The organism is Sedimentibacter sp. zth1 (genome assembly GCF_017352195.1).
GTDB lineage: Bacteria > Bacillota > Clostridia > Tissierellales > Sedimentibacteraceae > UBA1535.
The window spans coordinates 2,558,537-2,579,636 of the sequence record NZ_CP071445.1 but is presented as its reverse complement, the minus strand read 5'-3'; the positions used below and the strand labels follow the sequence as shown (position 1 = coordinate 2,579,636).

The following is a 21,100-nucleotide window of genomic DNA, read 5'->3' as shown; positions in this document are numbered from 1 at the left end:
TTATATGGCTATATCAAACACGTTATTTTCTTCTAAAGACTGAATATCAAGTTTTTCATATTTTTTTATTACTGTATTTAGAAGTTCTAAAGATTCATTTGTAGTTAAAATTTGTGTTCTGCAACCTGTTGCCTGCATACCTTTTATAAAAGTGCTGGCTTTCTTTTGCAATTCTTTTAATTTTTGTTCATATGTTCCTTTCTCTTTTGTGTATATAGCATAATATTTTTTTATTGTTTTATTATTTTGTTCTTTAATTAATTCATTTTGAAAACTCATGCTGTAGCTATTTAAATTTTCATTTTTAACATCAGCTCTATTTAGTTCTAGGTTTTTTATTACACTTTTCAAGTTTTTATTTCTTATAATGGTTAAAATTTTAATACTAAAATTTAATTTAAAAACAAGTTCTATCATTCTATTCTCATATAATGTCTGATCTTCCTCTGTCATTAAATTAAATTCTGGTGTTGAGACATCAATTAAGCATGTTAAGTTACTATCCTCTGTTGTTATAAGATTATTTTTAATACTTTTAATACCCAATGTTTTCTTTAAGTTAACTACCTTAATCAGTTGAGAATTTGGATCATATGTCTCTGTATTATTTCTACATGGTTTATTTTCTGTCTTATTTCCAACTGTTTTCTCTAATATTATATAACCTACTAACATTATAATTATTGTAAGCATTGCAAAGAAAATGATTATAAACATTTACCTCTCCCTTTCTTTATAAAAGTATAAGCTTTAATACTTTTCATAAATTGTATTTTTATATTTTCTAAATTTGTATTTAATTCTAAGTATTAAGTATTCATCTAAATCATATATATCTTTTTTCTTAAATGCTAAAACAAGTGCTATGGTTGAATAAATAAGCAATAATATAATCCTAAGGATTATATTTCCTAAGCCTTTTTCTATGTATGTTATATCCATCATAAACAAGAAAAAAAACACAAGCACAATGCTTCCTAAAAATATAGCTTCTTTTGGTGTCAGTCTCCCATAAATTATTTTATCCGGCAATATTTTACCATAAGGTACTTTAAAGCTTCTCATACAATTATCATTCTCCTACTTTATATTCCAAATATTAATTTAACTATAGTAACCGATGCACCTATTACAAACGATATTACTATCGTCCATATTATTTCTGTCATATAATCAGCACGTTTGTCTGAGTCTTTTTTATTCAAATATGCTGCTATACCTGCTGTAATAATAGATACCATAAATGCAATACACACTATAACTGTTGTTACAGTGTCAGTTAAGTTTGTAAATGCATCAAATGTAAATGAATTATTTAACATGTTTTTTATCCTCTCGTTTTTTATTATTTTCGCTCCACCAACAGTCTTTATATTCTGTTTTTAATATTGTTAATACTATTTTGTCTTTCCCATTGTCCGCTAATTTTACTATTGCTACTGCATTTTGTTTTATATAAGCATAGCAATTTGCTTTTTTGTGTTTAATCTTTTTAGTACTAAAAAGCACCGTTTGAAGGATTTCCCTTCTAACAGTGCTTTCATCTGTATTTTGTATACGTTCTATGTACCTTTTAATTGCATGTTTTTTTACGTATATCATTGCTAATAAATATCACCTTCTTCAAAATATTTTTCTAATGCTTTTTCTACTATGTTCTGTATTTCATCCTCATCTTGTTCTTTTTTAAAGTATTTTTCTATCAACTTTCTTTTTATTTTTATAGGTTTTATCTTTTTTTGTACATTACTTTGATTGCTACTACTTGCTAGCAATATAGTTTTTATATCCTGTTCTTCTAATTGCTGCAACTCTTTTTTTAGCATTTTTAATTGTGCTGATTTTTTCATATCAATTTTTATATCATGTTGATTTATTATTTCTACTACTATGTGTTGTTCATTTTGTAAAAGATATGATAAGTCAACTCCTGCTCTTAGTGATATTTCTTCTGCATCTATTTTTTCTTTTAGTTCTGCTACTAATTTATGTATTCTTAAAAGTCTAGCTATTGTATTTTTTGACAAACTGTATTTTTGTCCAATTTGTCTTGTCCCCAGTGGGGACACACTAGCTTTTTTATCTTCTGTCCCCACTGGGGACAATTCAGATAGTTTTTGTATTTCCGTTTCTATATCTGATATATTTTCGCCATTTTCTTTTTTTAGTTCGTAATAGTCTGAGATTATCTCCGCTTTTTCTGATGTTGGTAGTTCACTAAACGACCTTTGAAATAGATTTGTTTCTATCACTATTTGCTTAGCTTGTAATTTTGTTATGTTTTTAATTATTTTAGCTGGAATTTCTTTTAATCCTGCTTCTTTTGCACATTCTGTTCTATTGTGTCCTGCTAGTATCATGTACTGTTCATTTTGACTTGGCGTTACAATTATTGGTGTTAAAATCCCATGAGTTTTTATACTTTGAACTAAATCCTGCTTTCTTTGTCCAGAATATAGTTTGAATTTATGTTCTATATAATGTACAAGCATATCAATAGGTATTTGCTCTATTTGTTCACTTTGATTGTTTTCTATACCAAACACATCATCTAATGGATTTATTTTTTTTAATCTGTTTCCTAATCCTAATTTACCTTCCATTTTAACACCTCTATATACTTAGCAGTTCTTCTGCAAGCATATGATAATTTTTTGCTGCTTCTGCTCTTGGTTGATAACTTAATAAACTTTTCCCTTGTGATGGTGCTTCTGCTGCTTTTGTTGATATGACTATTTTGTTTTTGAATATGTTTATTGTTTCTCCATATATGCTTTTAAGTGTTTTTTCAACTTCTCGACTTAGGCTAGTTCTACTATCATACATGGTTAGTAGTACACCCTCTATCTCCAAATTTCTATTTATTTGCCTTCTAACTTTTTTTATTGTTTCAAAAAGTTGTTCCATACCTGTAAGTGAGTAAAAATGCGCTTGAACAGGTATTATAACACTGTCAGATGCAACCAAAGCATTTATTGGTAATATGTTCAAGCTAGGCATACAATCTATCAGTATGTAATCGTAGTTAACTTTTATTTCCTCTATGATATTTTTAAAAACATTTTCTCTATTCATTGTATTAAATAACAACATCTCAATTCCTGATAAACCTATATCACTAGGTATTATATCTAAATTTTCAGCTTTTAATATGTAATCAACTATGTTTATTTCACAGTTATCATCTGCAATTCTTTTTCTTATCATGCTTGATATTGTATTTTTTATTTCATCTGGATCAAATCCAAGACCAATTGTTAAATTTGCTTGAGGATCAAAATCCACTAATAAAACTTTTTTATCTAACTTTGCTAATGCTACTCCTAAGTTAATAGTTGTTGTTGTTTTTCCTACTCCACCTTTTTGATTAATAATGCTTATTATTTTACTCATATTTTATATCTCCTTATATTATACTTATACTTTTTCCTCTTCTGCTGTCCCAAGCAGGGATGTTTTTGAGTTGTTATATTTGATTTGTTTTTAAAAAATCCTCGTAAATAATAACCTTTTTTACTTTTGTTGTAAGTATTTTAAGATATTCTATCTGTGTGCTATTTTCTAGAATTAACATTGTATTTCCTTTATTTTCATTATCAATAAGTTTTAATTTTATCATTTCTAAACCCTTATTAACGAAAGTAAAATACATATAAACGTCTTTTTTTGCAGAACGAGCCATTATGTAATATGGAAGATCCATAATCTCTATTTCTTTAATTCTACCTTCATTTTTTAGAAGAGTAACAACATCAAGAACTTTTATCATATTTAGCTGTTCACGCATTCCTTCTAAATCAACATTATTTTCTTTCAGTTTGATTATTTCGTCTTCAATAATTATTTCATTTCTCCATACAAGACGAATTAACCTTTTATCAAGTTGTGCTACATCAATAAAAGCTTGTATATGCTCTTTTTTGCAGCACTTATATTTTTTTATAAAATCCAGTATTTCTCCTTCTTTTTTAGTAAGTTCCATAAAGAATTATCTCCTTATTCTTCTTTTAACATAACCATATGTCTTTTCTTCTTCTGGTTTTACATCACTTATCTGAATAACAATATATTCACCTACTTTAGGTTCATCCTTCCAGTCAACGTGATAACACAAAACTTGTCTATTGTTTTCTATTTCTGCTATAATGCCAAATTCAGGTGCACCTACTATTTTTGCAACGTATTCATTTCCTATTTTATATTTATCAGCATGAAATGTTTTCTTTTTATTAATTACTTCTAATTTTAAAGGTTCTATAGATACTATTTTTACTTTTATATCTTGTCCGATTTTCAGCCTTTCTCTTAAATCTTCAATCCAACCTAATTTTAAATCTTTCGCTTTTATTTTTACATCATTACCATATATATTTACTATAATATTATTTTTTGCAACAATAATTATTGATGCATTAGTTTCATAACCAACGGATAATTTTTCAAGTCGTTTTTGTAAAATTTCATTAGCTTGTTTTCTACTTCCTATATATGCTCCTAATTCTTCATCATAATTATTATCAATTTTAAATTCTATTTCTGCACCTAATAATAAGCCAACTTTGTCTCTTACATCAAAATCGTGTAACTCATTTTCTTCTATTAAAACCTTTCCTATAAATCCGTCTACACATGAAACATGTGCATATATTTTTTCTCCGATGATTTCTTTACCAATGATTATTCCTTTAAGTATTTTTTTCTTTTTCTCTTTAACTTTTTCCATAAACCTTTACTCCCTTTTCTATTGTCTCCTTTGGAGACATTGTATTTTATAATAAAAAAAGCAGTTCTTATGAGCTACTTTTATAGTAAAACCAGTGTAAAAAAATGAACCATGTACCTTGCAGGGGTTCGGTTCATCTTTTTACACTGGTCTTTGTTTAAATTTTGTTAAAATTTAAATATTATTTTTTTCAGTTCCTTCAAAAATATACCGTAGTCCATAAGAAACTATTCGCTTAAAAAGTTCCGCTCGTTCCTCACTTACTTTTTTTTGCTCAAAACCTATCACCCTTTTTCGTGAACCTCCCAAACTCGGTTCACTGGGTGATGGTTTCCGTTTCTTCTGGACTACGTGACTTCGTCACTTTTTCTTTATTATAACACAAGTGTTATTTATTTGCTCTAAATTATTTAGTATCTTATTCTAGCTCTTACTCCATCTAGTACTAAATCATTATGTCCAACTAAATAATATCTTTCTCCATCATGTTCAATTCTACTATGCACCCAACAATCTTTTTCGATGTCACTATCATATATTAAAGCTTCTATAGAATAACCACAATGAAATTCAAAATTATTTAACTCGTATCTATCATTTGAATTTTTCATTAGACAGCCTTCAGATTTTACATTCTTATTTATGTAATCTAATGTATGCTTAACATCATCTAATTTCTCTAATATATAATATATTTCACAGCTCAACATTCTATCATTTGGATCATCTTCATACTGAATATTTTCATCCAAATCATCAAAACTACTACTAGTAGTTTTTTCAAAAAGATTATTTATACATATAGCTATTTTACTTAAATCATTCATAACTTCTTTTGATTTCATAATATTAACCTTCCTTATTTTAATAAGTTGAAAAGCTCTTACATATCTTTATATATAAGAGCCTAATTTTATGTTTATTAACAATATCCATGCTCTTTGAAGCTTAGAAAATAACTATCACATGCTATAATATGATCTAGAATTCTAATTCCTAAGATTTTTCCAGCTTCAATGAGTCTATTGGTTACATTTTTATCCTCTTTAGAGGGCTCAGGTTCACCGCTTGGATGATTATGAAATAATATAATGGATGCCGAGTTCACTAACATTGCCCTTTTGAATATTTCTCTTGGATGTACTGTACAGCCATCCAAATTACCATGAGACACTTGAAATGTTCCAACAATGTTATTTTTTGTGTCTAAACATAATATCCCAAATATTTCTTCTGCCAAACTACTAATATTAAACCTATCCTTTATTATTTCGTATACACTTTCTGGTGTTGTTGCTTTGTCATTAGCTATATCATATAACTTACTATTTTCTCTTACTAATTCTATTCTATATTTTGTAATTTCCATCATTTTCAATTTCCTTCCTCATCTATGAGTTGTAATTTTTCTTAAAAAAATTAGCTCTATAGTATAATTTAACTATAGAGCTTGTGCTTATTGTCTACTTATTATTTTTAATATTGTTTATCATTTTATCTGTAATATCTTCACGAAATGATAAATCGTACAAATCAGACGCTTTCTCATTGTTTATTGCTAGTATTTCACGTTTACCTTTAACAACCAAAGGAGTAATGCAACCGCAAACGTTACAAGAAATTGCTAATCCAGTAGGTATCATATCTTGTATTTCTACCTCAAAATCATTACTCCCACAATTGCTACACTCTAGATTAATTCTTTTCATTTTTTACTCCTTCAATTTATTCCGTAAAACCTTCATCATTGGGATTGTCCAAGAAACATCCATCATTACTTTCAAATATTGAAGGCACATCATCTGATGTATTGTTATCCTTCTTTTTACTACCGATGAACTCAACATTCTGCGCTATTATTTGTGTTATAAATCTGTTTTCTCCATCTTTTTCATATCTTGCTGTATGAATTCTCGCATTAATTAATACTTGTGAACCTTTTTCTAAATAATTTGCTACGTTTTCAGCAATTTTACCATAAGCTATTATTGGTATAAATTCTGCTGTTGCCTTATTCTTTTTTTCTAATTCTTTTTTCTTTGTCTTAGATAGTCCCATATCAACTGCTAAATTAAATTTTGATACGGCTTTTCCATCTTGTAAATACTTTAAATCCACATCCTTAGTTAATCTTCCACTTAATTGTACATTATTCATAATTCTTAACTCCTTTGTTTTGTTGTTTTCTCTTAAATATAAGAGTGTATTTTAATAAATAATTTAGTTAAGACTTATCAACATAAATATTTGCTAAATGCATAGTTTTAGGAAATATTTATGTTGATAATACATAATCAATGTTTTAAACAGTCTTTGACTTGACTTCATAACACCGGTTATAACGTCTGTCAGTCGTTATAACCAGCATTCTCTGCATTCTTATGCCGAGCCGTCCTCATTTCATCCTTTTAAAAGAGCATGACTAAACGGAAGTATCATTATTTCCACATGTAGATCATCGCACCACTTTGTCAAATGTGGTTAGTAGTTAATCATTTATTCGCAGTACTAAAAGTGCCATTGGCGTAATTACTACACAGCTTCCCATCTTGCAGGCTACATGCAGAACGTATTTAAAACAACTATTAAATTATCAATGTCCTCTTAACCCTTTTTATATTACTTACTTAAAAAGGTTTAATTTAATTGCAATAATATTTGGGGGAGCTATGCGAAGTAATTTTATTGAAATATTGCAACTAAGTTAAATAATTTTTACTTGTCCCCAGTGGGGACAGTGTATGTTTTTGTTTTTATTTGCAAATAAAAATTGATCTTCCTCTACTCTGACATTTTTGTATGTTTTTCCTGTACCAAGCCCACCAATAACTATTTCATGTTTATGTGTATTAGATTTCATTTTGTTTTTTAATGAATTAAAGCAATTCAAAAGTAATATGTTATATCTTAATGTTTTTTCTTTTTTCAATTTTCATACTCCTTTTTTCTTATACTCATTTGATGTAATATATTGTCGAAATTATTTTTCTATATGTTGATATAAAAATCATTAACACTTTTTGTTCTTTCAATTTTTCTATTTTTCTGATAAAATGTTTTCATTAGGGACTTGCTCGAACAAATCCCTATGAGAAAGGTTAAATAAATTTTCAAGTTTTACAAGAACTTCATACGATGGTTTAATTTTTTCTGTTTCAAAATATTGAACAGTTTGTTTTGTTGTACCTATTTGCTTAGCAACATAACTCAAAGTCCAACATTTTTTAATGCGTTCTTGTCTAATTTTTAATAACTTCATTTTTTATCCTTTCAAACTTTAGTCAAGTGTCACTTGACCTATGTTTATTATAGTCAATTCTCACTTGATTGTCAAGGGGGCTATTTTTGTTTAATAGAAATATTTTTTCAAGTAAATTAATAAAACTAAGAACTGACAATAATGTTTTAGCTAAAGATTTAGCAAATAGTGTAGGTGTATCAAAGCAAGCCATTAGTCAATACGAAAAATTACTTTCAACACCTTCAGTTGATGTACTTATTTCAATAGCCGACTACTTTAATGTATCTTTAGATTATCTAACTGGTCGTTCTGATAAACCAGATAATCCTAATCTAAAAAAATAAATTTTTATCTGTCCCCAGTGGGGACAGTGTCAGTTTTTATTATTACTTGTCAATAAAAATAATTCACTTTTGGGTATTTTTCTGTTATACTTTTGATAACGATTATATTTTTATCTATCAACTGTCTGTTCCAGCAGACAGTCAATAGATTTGTTGAAAAATTTTTGTAGTTTTTAATAGCACCACATGATGGTTTAGTTTGATTACTCTCTATCCTTTGATATGTTCTTAATGACACTTTTAACATATCTGCCTTTTGATATTGAGTTAAACATATGTTTTTTCGTTCTATTTTTATTTTATTATGCAACATATCACCACCTTAAAAGCAACTAAACAATTTTTACAATATAATTGATGGCTACTTTTAATTACAATTATATTTTATCCCAATGTTTTGGGATTGTCAAGAACTTATCCAAATATTTTGGGATTTAAAACAGGAGTTTATTATGTATGAATCGAATTTCATTGCTAATAGAATTAAAGCTATTGCTAAAAAAAAGAATATGCAAATTAAATTACTTTTAGATAAATGTAATTTAAGCAAAAATACATTGTCTTCCATGCAATCTGGAGGTTCAACTCCTAAATCTGAAAATCTTGCTAAAATCGCCGATTATCTTGATTGCTCTGTAGACTATTTACTTGGCAGAACAGATAATCCTGAAGTAAATATCCAACCAGTTGAACATGATACTGATGAAATAATAGAAAGATTTGAAAACTTATCAGATAAGAGTCAAGATAGTTTTATTAAATACATGAATTTACTATTAATTCAACAAAAAGAAGAGAATAACAAAAACATAGATAATGAAGCAAAATAAAGTTTTAAACATATATTTGATAGCTTATACTTTAACATAACGTATTTTTACCTACATCTAATAAAAGCTGTAGGTTTATTTTTCGCTTATCAATGTCACATTTTGCATAATTAGGTTCATATATGAAGAAAAATGACCACATACTACTTAATGATATTGATAATTTAACTGAAGAAAATAAAAAAAAATTATTAAAATACTTGAAGTTACTTGAAAAAGAAGAAAATTTTCAAGAATTAAATAATAAGAACGATAATGAGTTATGAAACTATTATTCACAATAAATATAATTTAAGCCACTTTAGCGAACCATTGGTTTGTGAAAGTAGTAGTTAGATGACATAATTACAATCTTTTAGGCAACAAAAGTATATACTTTAATTTAATATTTAAAGGTAGTGGCATGTATAACGAAACACATATTTGTAAAAGAAAGATAGAAGAGTGATGTTTATAAATAAAAGCAGATATAATAGATTTTGAAAATTTATTGAATTGATCTAATTTGATTATATGAATTTTAAAAAAGTATAATAGAATTTCGAAAGAACATGAAATTATATTATGTATCAAAAAGGATAATAAAGTTTGAAACTAGTTAGTTAGCTGTTTGAAAGAAGCGATAAGTATTTATATTTCAACATAGAATAAGGAAAATGAAAAGAAATTGAAATATAAAACTTATGATTAAAAAAGTTATTGCGGAATTACAAACTTTAAAAGAAATTTTTTAAAATTCTGTGATAAAAGAAGAAATTATATATTTTAGTTAAAAAGTGTTAAATGAGTTAGAAGAAAATATATAATAAACGGAAGAAATGTAAATTTTCAAAAAAAGATTTATAAACATATACAAATATGAGTTAGTTGCATTAACAAGGTTTTGCTAGGGTCACTTGTAATTACAACATCTAACAATATGTTCCCGCTTCGGGTGCTAGAGGAACGTTAGCTGGATAGGGAGTCAAAGTAGACAAGCCAGCAGTGGGAAAGTCAGCACCACATTCCCCAGCTAACCGAGTCGGTGCCCTGCAACCCAAGATAGGAGTTATCTAGGGTCGCAGAACACCTGTAACGCTGGGAAACGTCGGGAACACAAGACCGTTAGGTGAAAAAATAGTATAATAAAATAGCAATACTTTAAGTCAAAATATCACTATCCTTATTGCTATTTAGTTAATCAATGAATTTGTTAATTATCTTATTTATAAAAGGTGGTAAAAAGAAAGATAAAGGAAATGCTACAATGATTCCGATAAACCAAGAATTTAGCCATGCTGTGATAAGGTTTTTATTAAAACCAATTTTAGACACAGTCATTACAAATGACATAAGCATAGCCATTAAAATTGAAGTTATAAATGCTACAAGTAATTTTTTTTTCATTTAATTTTCCTCCGTGTTTTTTAACATTTTATTTAGTGAATCAATAGTAATATTAAGTTTTTCTGTTGAAATGTCACTGTGAATAAGCTTATTCCATTTATTTATGACATCAAATATGTTGGTTTTTATTGAAATTGCTTTATCAGTTAATTCTATAATATTGTGTCTTGAATTAGTTTTACTTGAACTTTTAATAACATAACCTTTTTTCTCTAATGAAGAAATAGCTCTAGTAACTGCTGCTCTATCAATATTAGATAGTTTGTGTAGATCATCTTGAGATAACATATTATTGTTTTCATAAAGCAGTAAAAGATATGAATATTCAGATGATCCAATATCATATTTCTTTAAATTATTGTTTATATATTTTTGAAATTTTCTGTATAACATAGAAATTTGTTTTGCACTAACGTAATTCATAATAAAACCTCCAATTGAATTGACTAGTCAATTATTATTTTATCTTAATTGAGTTGACAAGTCAATTAAAAAATAAAAAGTTAAAAGATAATACTTTTTGATTGGATGATAGTCAGGTAGCTTATACTATTTCAACACCTAACAACATGTTACAGCTACGGGTGCCAGAGGGAGCGTCACCTGGTAGAGAAAGTCAAAGTAGACAAGCCAGCTAGGGGAAAGTCAGCACCACATTCCCCAGCTAACCGAGTCGGTGCCCTGCAACCCAAGATAGGAGTTATCTAGGGTCGCAGAACACCTGTAACGCTGGGAAACGTCGTGAACACAGACCGTTAGACGAAAGACTAATGTAATTTCAGAGTGTATTTTTAGGGATAAATTAAATATAGTTTATAGTATTTAAAATAGCTATTAAGTTAGCAAAGATTATTTATAAATAATAAGAATAGAGTTTTAAGGAGAAGAAAGATGGATTATATATTTGAAACAGAGCATTTGAAAATTAGGAAATTCAAAATAGAGGATGCACAATCTTTATATAAAAATCATATGGAAGATGAAGTAAAGAAATGGATCCCAAACGAAAGCTATGCGGATATTATTGAGGCGAAAGATGCTATTGATTTTTATATAAATTGTGTGAATAATAAGCATTTGCCATATGTATTAGCTGTTGAGTTAAAAGAAACAGGAGACTTGGTAGGAGATACAGGTGTAAACGAAGTTGAAGGAAATAATGAAGAGGTTGAGATCGGCTATACAATTTGTAAAAAGTATAGTGGGAAAGGCTATGCCACAGAAGTTTTAAAAGCAATGACAGAATATATAATTGAGACATTTAGAATAAATGTTTTATATGGTCGTGTAATGAATGGTAATAAGTCTTCTGTTAGAGTTTTAGAAAAAAACGGATACAAATTCGTGGATAAAGAATTTGGAGCTGAGGATGATCCCTATGGAAATGGAATGTTGATTTATAAGAAGGAGTTTTAATTATTGATACGATATATGAGCATAATATGAAGTTAATCTATTAAATAAAAAATGATAGAGAGTCAAGAAGTTTACATTAGTCCAACATCTAACAATATGTTCACGCAAGGGTGCCGAGAAGAACGTTGATAAGGTAAGTCAGCACCACATTCCCCAGCTAACCGAGTCGGCAGTCTCAAACCTAAGATAAGAGTTATCTAAGGTTTGAGAACTACCTGTAACGTTGGGAAACGTCGTGAACACCAGACCGTTAGGTGAAATTGAGCACTATTTAGTGGTAATATACTTTAATTTTAAAACTAATTATTAATATTTCATATCAATTCATATATGAACTAAACATTAAGTGTAGTGAAGGAGGTAAAATGTGAAGATTAAAAAATTGCTAGGTGAAAGTGTCAGAGATTTAGTGAAAGATAATTTTAAAAATATAATTTTAATTATAGTAGGTTTTATTATAACAAGAATACTTAGTTTATTTAAAAGTATATCTACTATAAGTATCACAATAAGTTTACCAATAATAATTTTCTTTTTAATAATAAGTATAGTTGTTTTATGGAATTTAATTATACTAATTAAAAAACATAGTAAACTAAAAAAGGAATTTGATACATATAAAAACCCACCAAATGAAAATATTAATAAATTTAATAAAGGTGACATAGTGATTTTAAAATCTAAAGAGAAGTTGCCATCTCCTCCTAAACTATCAGTATTTAATATTGATGATAAGTATATATATTGTAGAGATGATGAAGGTGATATTACATCTTATTCTCCTGAGGAATTATTAACATCGCAACAAACACAGAATGTATTTTCTTCAATTGAAATTAGAAGGAAAGAGAGTGAGAAAGAAAATGAAGCGTTTGTCGATTTTTTTAGTTTTTAGGTTTATAAAATTCAATCACAGCACAATAGAAGATACTGATTTTTCAACTAGTTTAAAAGAAACTATAAAAAAGAAAACTTTAAAATTTTACCCAATTACAGAACTATCAACTTTGAAAAAGCAAACAACATAGAAGCAAAAAAATAAATTTTTTATCTGTCCCCACTGGGGACAGTGTTAGTTTTTATTATTACTTGTCAATAAAAATAATTCACTTTTGAGTATTTTTCTGTTATACTTTTGGTAATGATTGTATTTTTATCTATCAACTATCTGTTCCAGCAGACAGTCAATAGATTTATAGAAAATTTTTTGTGGTTTTATAATAGCATCACATGATTGTTTAGTTTGATTACAATTATATTTTATCCAAATTTTTTGGGATTTTGAACAGGAGTTTATTATACATGAATCAAATTTTATTGCTAATAGAATTAAAGCTATTGCTAAACAAAAGAATATGCAAATTAAATTACTTTTAGATAGATGTAATTTAAGCAAAAATACATTATCTTCTATACAATCTGGAGGTTCAACTCCTAAATCTGAAAATCTTGCTAAAATCGCCAACTATCTTGAGTGTTCTGTTGATTATTTGCTTGGCAGAACAGATAATCCTGAAGTAAATAAACAACCAGTTGAATACGATACTGATAAAATAGTATCAGAATTTGAAAACTTTTCAGATAAGAGTCAGGATAGATTTATTAAATACATAAATTTATTATTAATTCAACCAAAGAAGAAAATAACAAAAACTTAGATAAAGAAGCAAAATAAAGTTTTAAACATATATTTGATAGCTTATACTTTAACATAACGTATTTTTACCTACATCTAATAGAAGCTGTAGGTTTATTTTTCGCTTATCAATGTCACATTTTGCAAAATCAGGGGCATATATGAAGAAAAATGACCACTTACTACTTAATGATATTGATAATTTAACTGAAGAAAATAAAAAAAAATTATTAGAATATCTAGAAATACTAAAAACTGAAGAAAATTTTCAAAATGTGAAAACATTGTGCTGTTGGATAAATATAGGATGGAGAAAAAATTAAAGAAACAAAAAAGAAAATAGAAAATAGAAAACACTATTTGCACGCAAAAAACTATAAAAATATATAATTAAGATATAGTAAATCATCCTATACAAAGTAGAAATTATGTTGTAGATGATCCAGATGAAATACTTTATGATTTAATGAGTGAAAATATGAAAAAATATTACATGAGACATATAGGTGGTAATAAAATTGATTTAGACATAAATGATATTAATTCATTGTAAGCAATTGAAAAAGCAAAATAAATATTAAATTACATATTCAATAGCTTAAAGTTTTACAAAATTATTCACACAACTAAAGGTATGCATCCCCAGTGGCACTTGACAACTTTAAATTCTTTACTTGTTTTAGAATGTACAATCATATTTCTAACAAATAATTTATTGTTAAAAAATGTATATAGTAGTAACATAAAGGTAATTGTGTTGTTTACATCATTGTTATCAGGAGGAAATAAAAATGGATAAAACAAATGGTATTGATGCAAAAGCAATTGATTGTAAAATAATTGATAATGGAATGAAATTAGACTTATCTGATGATACCATAATTAAATTGTTTAACTTATTTCTTACATCAAACCCTAATTATTTTTATAATAAAACATATATTTTGGATTTGTTAGACAAGTTCAAAAATAATATCGATGTGTTGAAAAATAAATTTGATGTATGTAATAGCTTGATCAATGGTTTTAAAACTCTAAAATATAAAAATGGGTATTGGTTTGCTGTCATTGATGACTATATCATCACTACATCATTGTTTAAAAACAAAGGATTTAGCTATGCTGAATTGTGTAGTTTATTGCAATCAACTAAAATAATACAATCAGAGCTAAATGAAATAAAAAATAAAACAAGTAAATATATTATTTGCAATGATTTATATAGTATTAAAAAAGCAAGTACTATAAGGTTATTTTATAATAATTTTCACATGTTGTTCTACAATACTGATGAACAAAATCAAATGAGGAAAAAGATACAACTTTTTATAGATGATTGTGATGAAATTATAGAAAGGATGAAAAATAATGAAAGAGAATAAACTTTTTAAAAGTGTAACATCTTCTCAAAATATCTATAATGCAATCTATTCACTTAATTCATATGTTTTTGAAAAGGGATTGATGTCTAAAACAGATAGAAAGCTATTTGAACAATTACAGGATAAATATAATTTTGATCTTATTGACACAGTTATAAATAATTGTAAAAATCAACTAAAAGAGATATTAAATACGGGCAAACTTTTTGATATACAAATATATTTTAAAATGAAAAAATATAAAGACAAAAAAATCGAATATAGACCAATTCATACTGCAGATTTGACAACACAAATCTGCATTGTATCTTTGCTTAATATAATAGCATTTGATGATTCCAAAGGTCAAAGAAAATTATCTGATATTAGCGAGTTATTACCATCAAACTTTTATGGTAATATACCGTCAACTGACGTAAAAAATATATTCTATGATTGGCATGCTAAATATAAAGAATATAGTCAAGATGTTATTGATGCTTATAACACTTATGAAAAAACAGGTGAATATAAGTATGAAGTTTGTTTAGATTTAGAAAACTTTTTTCCTTCAATAAATCCAGAAATTATATATAATATTCTTTTTAATAAGCTATCAGTAGTGTTTCAAGATGATGCTGAAGACCTCAAAACCATATTGAAAAAATTGCTATTTTTTAATATCAAAAATATTAAGAGAAGCTACAAATCTTATTACCCGCTAGGAGAAACATATTTTGAAGATGAACTTGCGAATCTGAATATCTTGATCAAAAAAAAGGTTTATCCCTCATTAGGTATACCGCAAGGACTACCTCAAGCATATTATTTTGGAAATATTTGCATGGCTGAAATTGCAAAAGAAATTAGCAAAAAATTTGATGGCAAAGCTTTCTATTATGTTGATGACTCTGTAATATATACAAACAACGAAAATGCAAAAAGCAAAAATTTTGAAAGTGTTATTATTACACTTAATACTAAAATTAATGAGATATTTACAAAAACTATTAAAGAACATTGTGAAGAAAATACTTTCAATCATTATAAAATTAAAATACATGAAAACGGTAAAAGTATATCATCAGACATGCAACATGATAAAAAATATGGAAGAAGATTTTTGAAACAAATAAATTTAGGTACATCTACAGTTTCTTTTGATATTGCAACTGCAATAGACGAATTGCAAGATGAGACTATTCGTGAAAAAACGCATTTATTTTCGCAAGCAATTGAAAAAGAAATAGAATTTATAAATGAGAAAATTAATAATATTAAGTCGACTACCTTAGTTACCAATGAAATTGAGTCATTAACTTCATATTTGAAATTGCTAAAAAGATATAAAAAATTTTTTTTGTATCGCTTAAAAATAATAAAATTTAGTCACGATGATTTTGAAAATACAGATTTGGATGATTACTATAAAAAATATAATATTAACAAACAAAGTGATTTTACGGATGAAGAAGTTAAAAATATTTTTAATAAATTTGATGAAGATATATTTGCTGCAGAAGCTAGTTTGTTTTTAAAATTCGCCAACACAAATTCTGACAAGCAAGAAATATATAAATCTATATCTGATTTTGAAAATAAACTGTCAAAAACAATACCAGAAGAAAATTTATATTATTCTAACACTTTAAAATTTAATATTGAGCTTACAGAAATTTATAATGAGTATACTTCTTTACAATATATGGATTGTAAATATATAAAAAAATATAGAAAATATTCTAGAGAACGTATTTTAGATGATGTCTTAGAAATGATTAGACAAGATAAAAAAGATAGACAAGATAAAAAAGATATTTATACTACCGATAAGAATAATACAATTATGTTTTTTGGATATTCTTTTAATAAATATACCAAATTTATCATAAATAATTCTAATGAATTTAAAAGAATAGCTTTGAATTGTTTGTTCTCGAAGATATTTTCTGTTGGTATTTCCAATAAACCTATTATGCTCAAATTAGATAATAGAACTTTGGAGTATTATGAATTAAGAATTTTAATGTATGTGCGCAATAAATATTCGAATTTCAATAAAATAATATCTTTTATAGAAACAATTATGATTGACACAAAAAAGTATCATACTTACGATAAAATTGATTATTCAATAATGGAAGTACTAACAATATTTAGAACTTATGTAAAAGACCCTGACTATATTGATCAATTAATCATTACACATAAATATATAATGAGTGTTTGGAAAAATGGTTCAAAACATTTATATTTTTATACTTTGCATAATCAAGAACATTCAGTTGAACTGATACGTTTCACTGTATCAATATGTAAATCAATAGATTTTTTAAAAATTAAATCAATAGACTATTATGTTTTATTTTTGGCTTGCTATCTACATGACATATCAATGATATTGCAACCTAACTTTAATTCATTTATTATAAATGAATATGATGCAGAGGTATTGTTTACAGAATGGAAAGAAAGATACAAAAATATCCAAGAAGAAAAAAAGAATATTCCGGAAAATTTATTAGTTAAGAAATTTATATTAGATTGCTATAAAAAAGTAGATTCATTTTTTGAAAATGATATACGCTCGAAGCATGCTAATAATAGTGCTTATTTCATAAAAAAAACTTGCGATTTGGATTACATTGACTGTGCAATCAAAAATATTGTTGCTAACGTATCAGCAGCACATGGATTTGATGAAAATGATGTTTATGGACTAAAATCAAAAGGACAAAGTGAAGCTATTAATATTAAGTTCTTAATGATTTTATTGAGACTTGCAGATCTTATGGATATGTCAAAGGATAGGGTAAGTTTAAATATTATGAAACTTAATATAGAGCAAATGAATGAAACTTCACAATTTCATTGGATTTCTCATGCAGCAATTGATACTTGTAATATAAGAAGCAAATATTATTATAATCCAGAAAAGAATGATGAAATTGTAACTTATTTAAATAAATCTTTTTTTAATGAAAAAATAGAAGTACATTTGTATCTGAATTCACAGAATTTAATGTCCATTGAAAATGCAAAAAAATGCAAGAATATAGAGTATGAATTAAGCAGTGGCAAAGACGAAATAAGCTTGAAAATGCTTAGCAAAATGGAAAATGCAGTATCAGAATGCAAAGGGCAATGTAATTTTATGTGTAAATGGATGTGTAACAAAAATGAATGGTTGATTAACGAACTTCAAGCAATAAGCAAATATTTATCACGAAATCAAGATAACAATTTTGATACTGATATATATTTGAAAATTCATATGCAAAATACAGGCGCTATATCACAAAAATATCTTGATACTGTTTTTGAATATATAAAATAAACAAATCACCAATTTAGCATAATGTTTATTTTATATATGTAAACATCAAGCCAAGCCCAATAGCATTGCTATTTAATAGTAAGTGTCAAACAAAAGACAACTATACAAATATAAGGGTCTATAATAAATGTTGGGGTGCATGAAAAATAATTTCATCATCTCAGCATTTATTATAGAACCATAATAAAGAGCTATTTATATTAACATAGTTCTTTTAATTTTTCAAACCGTATATTTTTAATTATCCTAGTGAATTAAATCCTTCATAAGTATTAAATGCAAGTAAATAAAGTGCTTTTAACATATCTGGATTTATATTTTTCAATCCATCAACCACAGTATCTTGCTGAACTGATAAATCATTACTATTGCTAATTAGTTTTTCTATTGTTTTAGGTAATTGCATACATAATTTACAGAATGCATCTTTATCACCAGTAACAATTTCATAAAATTTATCTATAGAAACTTTTCTTATTCTTTCATCTTCTAGGTGGTTATGATTTACAGAACACCCCCATGAAATATTTCTAGAACATTTTGAAATAACTTCTACTAAATAACATATATCATTTGGACTATGCAATATTTGATTTTGCATTTGCAAATATGTTTTTTGAGCAGAAGATGAGTTCATAGTATTATGTTTGTTTTTCATCTCAACATAAATTATAGGTTCATTAGGAATTTTAACTATTACATCCCAGCCTTGTTTGGGCACTGTACAATTATTTATATATTTAAAAATATTTTGATGAAAATAACCTATAGAATTATTATTTGATTTATCTCTTTGTCTATGGAGCTCTATATCAATAATTTCTTCGAAACTTGTCCTAAAAACATTTTTATCAAATAACAATTTAATTGGGTCAATTATATTTCTATTAAACTTTGTTATGTCAATTGATTTAAGAACATCCTTATATTCTTTAATTGTATTTGCTACATGTTTTTCAAAATTTTCTTGAGAAATAAAATCTAAATCATACATATTTTCTTCAACCTCTTTTAACTTACTTATTATCGAAATGCCTATTTCTTTTGCTAAATTGCATGGTACAGCATTACCTATTTGCTTATATTTCGCACTTATGTTACCTTTAAATTCCCACTCATCCGGAAATGATTGTATTCTAGCATTTTCTCTTATGCTAAAAGGTCTATTCTCTTCTGGATGACATCTTTCAGTCTGTTTCATTTGAGGAGTAGTTAAGACTGTTAATGATGGTTCATCATAACTAAGTCGTCTGAGGATACCAGTTCTACCTCCACCCATATCCCAACATTTTTTCATATATTCTTTAGCAATAACTGGATCTATATGTTTCCAATATCCGCTTGGTGGTACTAAAGCAAATATTGCTTCTTTTGACTTAGAATATTTTGCACACTCACTATTTGGAACATCTTGCAAAACATCTCTTAAAACAGGTTTGTATTTGTGTTTTTGAGGAAAAGAATAACTAATTTTATTAGATAAATCATTTCTTATACCTACTGTTATCAATCGCTCTCTTTTTTGTGCAACTCCATAATCCCAAGCATTCAAAACTTTATATACCGTCTTATACCCTTCGTCTTCGAATATGTTTAAGATTGTTTCATACGTTTTTCCACCATCATGAGTTAATAGCCCTTTAACATTTTCAAATAAAAACATCTTTGGTTGAAGTTTCATTAAAAATGTCGCATAATGATAAAACATAGTACCTCTAATATCTTCTAGACCTAATCTTTTACCAGCATAACTAAAACTCTGACATGGTGCTCCTCCTGATAATAAATCTAACTCACCTTTTTTAACGTCAAATTCTTTTTCTAAGTCTCTATTAGCTACAACTTCAACATCTTCACATAACACATTCCATGTAGGTCTATTATACCTTAATGTTTCAGCAGCATATTTATCAAATTCAATTAATCCAATATGCTCAAATCCTGCCTGCTCAAGTCCAAGTGCTAGTCCACCTGCACCTGCAAATAATTCTAATGATTTATACGCCACTTTTTGCTCCTCCTATATAAAATATCCTTTTTATTATACCACGTATAAATACTATTTGTAATAAAATTATTCTATATATAAGAACTAAAAAAAACCATTTTATCATTTTCTAATGTTCCTACTAACGTAACTCTATCTAATAAAATATTATATTCCTCACAACTAGTTTCTGGTAATAATACACAGATATACCCATTTGAATGCCTAGTATACATATTTAAAATAGCACCTCAAATTGACCTGACAGTCAGTTGTAGCAAGTTTCCTTTAATTTTTCATAAATTTTGTTATAATTATTTTTGAAAATTTTATAATAACCTGTTTCTAAACCAACATCATCTGAACTTTCAATATAAACATATCCATTTTCATAAATAGTGATTACAAATGATGAATGTATTTTTTCACTACTAGATAATGGTATATCCGCAACTTTAATGCGTATATTATTTGTTTCTACTTTCTTTTCATTAATAAAAATAACTTTCTTAAATAGATTGTCGTAAATAATTTCTATTATAGATTCACTTTGCTTATTATCAGCCATATCTATAGAAAAATCTTTTGTTACAAGTTTATCGTTATCTTTAATTTCTATTTGATATATATAGCTATTTGATACTTGTTTCAGTATAATATATGGCTTGTTTATCAATTTATAAAGGTATAAGCTAGTAAAAATAATAAATGCTACTATTATTATAACGCTTAGTTTTTTTAGTTTTTTCATATTTAAAATTCCTCGTATGTATTTTTATTATTGTATTTTGTTCTATAGCATCATCTACAAGTCTTTGCTAATATGACGGATTAGTTTT

Annotated in this window: 29 protein-coding genes and 1 pseudogene; 10 read left to right on the top strand and 20 right to left on the bottom strand. The window is 26.8% G+C overall.

Features of this window, described 5'->3' with window-relative positions:
- The 14 genes from JYG23_RS12350 to JYG23_RS12285 form a co-directional block, all read right to left on the bottom strand.
- Entirely contained in the window at positions 1 to 717 is a 717-nt protein-coding gene (locus tag JYG23_RS12350; RefSeq protein ID WP_207235975.1) for a hypothetical protein, read from the bottom strand.
- A gap of 33 nt (positions 718 to 750) precedes the next feature.
- Positions 751 to 1,065 (bottom strand): PrgI family protein, encoded by a 315-nt coding sequence (locus tag JYG23_RS12345; RefSeq protein ID WP_207235974.1) that lies wholly within the window; start codon positions 1,063 to 1,065, stop codon positions 751 to 753.
- 20 nt (positions 1,066 to 1,085) lie between these two features.
- Positions 1,086 to 1,322: a hypothetical protein gene (locus JYG23_RS12340; RefSeq protein WP_207235973.1), complete on the bottom strand. Its 237-nt coding sequence runs from the start codon at positions 1,320 to 1,322 to the stop codon at positions 1,086 to 1,088.
- On the bottom strand, positions 1,312 to 1,602 hold the full coding sequence (locus JYG23_RS12335; RefSeq protein WP_207235972.1) for a hypothetical protein: 291 nt from the start codon (positions 1,600 to 1,602) through the stop codon (positions 1,312 to 1,314). The genes JYG23_RS12340 and JYG23_RS12335 overlap by 11 nt, the downstream gene beginning before the upstream one ends.
- Before the next feature lie 2 nt (positions 1,603 to 1,604).
- Entirely contained in the window at positions 1,605 to 2,603 is a 999-nt protein-coding gene (locus JYG23_RS12330) for a ParB N-terminal domain-containing protein (RefSeq protein WP_207235971.1), read from the bottom strand.
- A 10-nt stretch (positions 2,604 to 2,613) separates the two neighbouring features.
- Positions 2,614 to 3,393: a ParA family protein gene (locus JYG23_RS12325; RefSeq protein WP_207235970.1), complete on the bottom strand. Its 780-nt coding sequence runs from the start codon at positions 3,391 to 3,393 to the stop codon at positions 2,614 to 2,616.
- Between the two features lie 73 nt (positions 3,394 to 3,466).
- Positions 3,467 to 3,982, bottom strand: a complete 516-nt coding sequence (locus JYG23_RS12320; RefSeq protein WP_207235969.1) for a DUF5697 family protein — start codon at positions 3,980 to 3,982, stop codon at positions 3,467 to 3,469.
- Between the two features lie 6 nt (positions 3,983 to 3,988).
- Positions 3,989 to 4,723 carry a hypothetical protein gene (locus tag JYG23_RS12315; protein WP_207235968.1) on the bottom strand — a complete coding sequence of 245 codons (735 nt, stop codon included), beginning with the start codon at positions 4,721 to 4,723 and terminating at the stop codon, positions 3,989 to 3,991.
- A gap of 410 nt (positions 4,724 to 5,133) precedes the next feature.
- On the bottom strand, positions 5,134 to 5,568 hold the full coding sequence (locus JYG23_RS12310; RefSeq protein WP_207235967.1) for a DUF5348 domain-containing protein: 435 nt from the start codon (positions 5,566 to 5,568) through the stop codon (positions 5,134 to 5,136).
- A gap of 77 nt (positions 5,569 to 5,645) precedes the next feature.
- Entirely contained in the window at positions 5,646 to 6,095 is a 450-nt protein-coding gene (locus tag JYG23_RS12305) for a RadC family protein (protein WP_207235966.1), read from the bottom strand.
- Between the two features lie 91 nt (positions 6,096 to 6,186).
- Entirely contained in the window at positions 6,187 to 6,432 is a 246-nt protein-coding gene (locus JYG23_RS12300; protein ID WP_207235965.1) for a hypothetical protein, read from the bottom strand.
- A gap of 16 nt (positions 6,433 to 6,448) precedes the next feature.
- Positions 6,449 to 6,880, bottom strand: a complete 432-nt coding sequence (locus JYG23_RS12295; protein ID WP_207235964.1) for a single-stranded DNA-binding protein — start codon at positions 6,878 to 6,880, stop codon at positions 6,449 to 6,451.
- A gap of 547 nt (positions 6,881 to 7,427) precedes the next feature.
- Positions 7,428 to 7,652, bottom strand: a complete 225-nt coding sequence (locus JYG23_RS12290; RefSeq protein WP_207235963.1) for a hypothetical protein — start codon at positions 7,650 to 7,652, stop codon at positions 7,428 to 7,430.
- Between the two features lie 108 nt (positions 7,653 to 7,760).
- Entirely contained in the window at positions 7,761 to 7,982 is a 222-nt protein-coding gene (locus JYG23_RS12285; RefSeq protein ID WP_207235962.1) for a helix-turn-helix domain-containing protein, read from the bottom strand.
- A gap of 86 nt (positions 7,983 to 8,068) precedes the next feature.
- Here JYG23_RS12285 and JYG23_RS12280 point away from each other — a divergent pair, with 86 nt between their 5' ends.
- Positions 8,069 to 8,308 carry a helix-turn-helix domain-containing protein gene (locus tag JYG23_RS12280; protein ID WP_207235961.1) on the top strand — a complete coding sequence of 80 codons (240 nt, stop codon included), beginning with the start codon at positions 8,069 to 8,071 and terminating at the stop codon, positions 8,306 to 8,308.
- A gap of 49 nt (positions 8,309 to 8,357) precedes the next feature.
- Here the strand turns inward: JYG23_RS12280 and JYG23_RS12275 are convergent, their stop codons facing one another.
- Positions 8,358 to 8,621, bottom strand: a complete 264-nt coding sequence (locus JYG23_RS12275) for a helix-turn-helix transcriptional regulator (RefSeq protein WP_207235960.1) — start codon at positions 8,619 to 8,621, stop codon at positions 8,358 to 8,360.
- Positions 8,622 to 8,760: 139 nt separating this feature from the next.
- Here JYG23_RS12275 and JYG23_RS12270 point away from each other — a divergent pair, with 139 nt between their 5' ends.
- Positions 8,761 to 9,138 (top strand): helix-turn-helix domain-containing protein, encoded by a 378-nt coding sequence (locus JYG23_RS12270; RefSeq protein WP_207235959.1) that lies wholly within the window; start codon positions 8,761 to 8,763, stop codon positions 9,136 to 9,138.
- Positions 9,139 to 9,260: 122 nt separating this feature from the next.
- Positions 9,261 to 9,404, top strand: a complete 144-nt coding sequence (locus JYG23_RS12265; RefSeq protein ID WP_207235958.1) for a hypothetical protein — start codon at positions 9,261 to 9,263, stop codon at positions 9,402 to 9,404.
- Positions 9,405 to 10,314: 910 nt separating this feature from the next.
- On the opposite strand, the gene JYG23_RS12260 is transcribed toward JYG23_RS12265, so the two are convergent.
- Positions 10,315 to 10,524, bottom strand: a complete 210-nt coding sequence (locus tag JYG23_RS12260) for a DUF2798 domain-containing protein (protein WP_207235957.1) — start codon at positions 10,522 to 10,524, stop codon at positions 10,315 to 10,317.
- A complete protein-coding gene (locus tag JYG23_RS12255; RefSeq protein WP_207235956.1) occupies positions 10,525 to 10,947 on the bottom strand; it encodes a MarR family winged helix-turn-helix transcriptional regulator in 423 nt (140 codons plus the stop codon).
- A 468-nt stretch (positions 10,948 to 11,415) separates the two neighbouring features.
- Between JYG23_RS12255 and JYG23_RS12250 the strand changes: the two genes are divergently transcribed.
- The 7 genes from JYG23_RS12250 (at position 11,416) to JYG23_RS12220 (ending at position 18,274) form a co-directional block, all read left to right on the top strand.
- Positions 11,416 to 11,940, top strand: coding sequence for a GNAT family N-acetyltransferase (locus JYG23_RS12250; protein ID WP_207235955.1), 525 nt, complete (start codon positions 11,416 to 11,418; stop codon positions 11,938 to 11,940).
- 367 nt (positions 11,941 to 12,307) lie between these two features.
- The gene (locus JYG23_RS12245; RefSeq protein ID WP_207235954.1) at positions 12,308 to 12,835 is read left to right on the top strand and encodes a hypothetical protein; all 528 of its coding nucleotides are present in this window, start codon (positions 12,308 to 12,310) and stop codon (positions 12,833 to 12,835) included.
- A complete protein-coding gene (locus JYG23_RS12240) occupies positions 12,813 to 12,968 on the top strand; it encodes a hypothetical protein (RefSeq protein WP_207235953.1) in 156 nt (51 codons plus the stop codon). Before JYG23_RS12245 ends, JYG23_RS12240 begins: the two co-directional genes overlap by 23 nt.
- A gap of 327 nt (positions 12,969 to 13,295) precedes the next feature.
- Positions 13,296 to 13,598, top strand: a complete 303-nt coding sequence (locus JYG23_RS12235; RefSeq protein ID WP_242631571.1) for a helix-turn-helix transcriptional regulator — start codon at positions 13,296 to 13,298, stop codon at positions 13,596 to 13,598.
- Between the two features lie 139 nt (positions 13,599 to 13,737).
- Complete coding sequence (locus JYG23_RS12230; RefSeq protein WP_207235952.1) at positions 13,738 to 13,899, top strand: hypothetical protein; 162 nt, start codon at positions 13,738 to 13,740, stop codon at positions 13,897 to 13,899.
- Between the two features lie 468 nt (positions 13,900 to 14,367).
- Entirely contained in the window at positions 14,368 to 14,958 is a 591-nt protein-coding gene (locus JYG23_RS12225) for a hypothetical protein (RefSeq protein WP_207235951.1), read from the top strand.
- Positions 14,945 to 18,274 (top strand): reverse transcriptase domain-containing protein, encoded by a 3,330-nt coding sequence (locus JYG23_RS12220; protein WP_207235950.1) that lies wholly within the window; start codon positions 14,945 to 14,947, stop codon positions 18,272 to 18,274. The genes JYG23_RS12225 and JYG23_RS12220 overlap by 14 nt, the downstream gene beginning before the upstream one ends.
- 241 nt (positions 18,275 to 18,515) lie before the next feature.
- Here the strand turns inward: JYG23_RS12220 and JYG23_RS14905 are convergent, their stop codons facing one another.
- The 3 genes and pseudogenes from JYG23_RS14905 to JYG23_RS12210 all read right to left on the bottom strand — a co-directional run bounded on the left by JYG23_RS14905 (position 18,516) and on the right by JYG23_RS12210 (position 21,012).
- The gene (locus JYG23_RS14905; RefSeq protein WP_242631680.1) at positions 18,516 to 19,268 is read right to left on the bottom strand and encodes an Eco47II family restriction endonuclease; all 753 of its coding nucleotides are present in this window, start codon (positions 19,266 to 19,268) and stop codon (positions 18,516 to 18,518) included.
- Positions 19,269 to 19,283: 15 nt separating this feature from the next.
- Positions 19,284 to 20,282, bottom strand: a pseudogene (locus JYG23_RS14900) (DNA cytosine methyltransferase); the annotation flags it as partial.
- Positions 20,283 to 20,529: 247 nt separating this feature from the next.
- Positions 20,530 to 21,012 carry a hypothetical protein gene (locus JYG23_RS12210; RefSeq protein ID WP_207235948.1) on the bottom strand — a complete coding sequence of 161 codons (483 nt, stop codon included), beginning with the start codon at positions 21,010 to 21,012 and terminating at the stop codon, positions 20,530 to 20,532.
- Between the last annotated feature and the right edge of the window lie 88 nt (positions 21,013 to 21,100).

What these genes read in the sequence shown, in the direction of transcription:
- JYG23_RS12295 (WP_207235964.1), bottom strand. Translation starts at nt 6,880, where the DNA reads ATGAATAATGTACAATTAAGTGGAAGATTAACTAAGGATGTGGATTTA.
- JYG23_RS12275 (WP_207235960.1), bottom strand. Translation starts at nt 8,621, where the DNA reads ATGTTGCATAATAAAATAAAAATAGAACGAAAAAACATATGTTTAACT.
- JYG23_RS12210 (WP_207235948.1), bottom strand. Translation starts at nt 21,012, where the DNA reads ATGAAAAAACTAAAAAAACTAAGCGTTATAATAATAGTAGCATTTATT.
- JYG23_RS12340 (WP_207235973.1), bottom strand. Translation starts at nt 1,322, where the DNA reads ATGTTAAATAATTCATTTACATTTGATGCATTTACAAACTTAACTGAC.
- JYG23_RS12285 (WP_207235962.1), bottom strand. Translation starts at nt 7,982, where the DNA reads ATGAAGTTATTAAAAATTAGACAAGAACGCATTAAAAAATGTTGGACT.
- JYG23_RS12225 (WP_207235951.1), top strand. Translation starts at nt 14,368, where the DNA reads ATGGATAAAACAAATGGTATTGATGCAAAAGCAATTGATTGTAAAATA.
- JYG23_RS12235 (WP_242631571.1), top strand. Translation starts at nt 13,296, where the DNA reads ATGCAAATTAAATTACTTTTAGATAGATGTAATTTAAGCAAAAATACA.
- JYG23_RS12300 (WP_207235965.1), bottom strand. Translation starts at nt 6,432, where the DNA reads ATGAAAAGAATTAATCTAGAGTGTAGCAATTGTGGGAGTAATGATTTT.
- JYG23_RS14905 (WP_242631680.1), bottom strand. Translation starts at nt 19,268, where the DNA reads ATGTATGATTTAGATTTTATTTCTCAAGAAAATTTTGAAAAACATGTA.
- JYG23_RS12255 (WP_207235956.1), bottom strand. Translation starts at nt 10,947, where the DNA reads ATGAATTACGTTAGTGCAAAACAAATTTCTATGTTATACAGAAAATTT.
- JYG23_RS12305 (WP_207235966.1), bottom strand. Translation starts at nt 6,095, where the DNA reads ATGATGGAAATTACAAAATATAGAATAGAATTAGTAAGAGAAAATAGT.
- JYG23_RS12325 (WP_207235970.1), bottom strand. Translation starts at nt 3,393, where the DNA reads ATGAGTAAAATAATAAGCATTATTAATCAAAAAGGTGGAGTAGGAAAA.
- JYG23_RS12250 (WP_207235955.1), top strand. Translation starts at nt 11,416, where the DNA reads ATGGATTATATATTTGAAACAGAGCATTTGAAAATTAGGAAATTCAAA.
- JYG23_RS12265 (WP_207235958.1), top strand. Translation starts at nt 9,261, where the DNA reads ATGAAGAAAAATGACCACATACTACTTAATGATATTGATAATTTAACT.
- JYG23_RS12230 (WP_207235952.1), top strand. Translation starts at nt 13,738, where the DNA reads ATGAAGAAAAATGACCACTTACTACTTAATGATATTGATAATTTAACT.
- JYG23_RS12320 (WP_207235969.1), bottom strand. Translation starts at nt 3,982, where the DNA reads ATGGAACTTACTAAAAAAGAAGGAGAAATACTGGATTTTATAAAAAAA.
- JYG23_RS12310 (WP_207235967.1), bottom strand. Translation starts at nt 5,568, where the DNA reads ATGAAATCAAAAGAAGTTATGAATGATTTAAGTAAAATAGCTATATGT.
- JYG23_RS12260 (WP_207235957.1), bottom strand. Translation starts at nt 10,524, where the DNA reads ATGAAAAAAAAATTACTTGTAGCATTTATAACTTCAATTTTAATGGCT.
- JYG23_RS12345 (WP_207235974.1), bottom strand. Translation starts at nt 1,065, where the DNA reads ATGAGAAGCTTTAAAGTACCTTATGGTAAAATATTGCCGGATAAAATA.
- JYG23_RS12220 (WP_207235950.1), top strand. Translation starts at nt 14,945, where the DNA reads ATGAAAGAGAATAAACTTTTTAAAAGTGTAACATCTTCTCAAAATATC.
- JYG23_RS12335 (WP_207235972.1), bottom strand. Translation starts at nt 1,602, where the DNA reads ATGATATACGTAAAAAAACATGCAATTAAAAGGTACATAGAACGTATA.
- JYG23_RS12270 (WP_207235959.1), top strand. Translation starts at nt 8,761, where the DNA reads ATGTATGAATCGAATTTCATTGCTAATAGAATTAAAGCTATTGCTAAA.
- JYG23_RS12315 (WP_207235968.1), bottom strand. Translation starts at nt 4,723, where the DNA reads ATGGAAAAAGTTAAAGAGAAAAAGAAAAAAATACTTAAAGGAATAATC.
- JYG23_RS12350 (WP_207235975.1), bottom strand. Translation starts at nt 717, where the DNA reads ATGTTTATAATCATTTTCTTTGCAATGCTTACAATAATTATAATGTTA.
- JYG23_RS12330 (WP_207235971.1), bottom strand. Translation starts at nt 2,603, where the DNA reads ATGGAAGGTAAATTAGGATTAGGAAACAGATTAAAAAAAATAAATCCA.